Annotated in this window: 1 protein-coding gene; it reads left to right on the forward strand. The window is 64.7% G+C overall.

The annotated features are described in order from the left end of the window. Positions 1-275, forward strand: a 275-nt coding sequence (locus B4920_RS26240; RefSeq protein WP_254051071.1) for a LysR substrate-binding domain-containing protein, incomplete at both ends; no start/stop codon positions are given.

The raw sequence follows: 275 nt of genomic DNA on the forward strand, positions 1-275 counted from the left end.
CCGAGGCGGGGGAGGCCTATTATCGGCGTGCCAGGGAGATATTGGCGCAAGTCAACGAGGCTGACGCCATGGTGCAGCAGTGCCGGGCCGGTCTGAGTGGTCGCTTGCGGGTGAGCGCCCCCGTCACCTTCGCCCGGTTGCACATCATCCCGCACCTGTCGGATTTTCTCAGGGATCACCCAGGGCTGGATCTCGAGATCCTGCTGGACGATGGCAACGTCGATCTCATCTCGGCCGGCATCGATGTCGCCTTGCGGCTCGGGGAGCAGGCGGAT

This window comes from Zoogloea sp. LCSB751, from assembly GCF_002028455.1.
Classification (GTDB): domain Bacteria; phylum Pseudomonadota; class Gammaproteobacteria; order Burkholderiales; family Rhodocyclaceae; genus Zoogloea.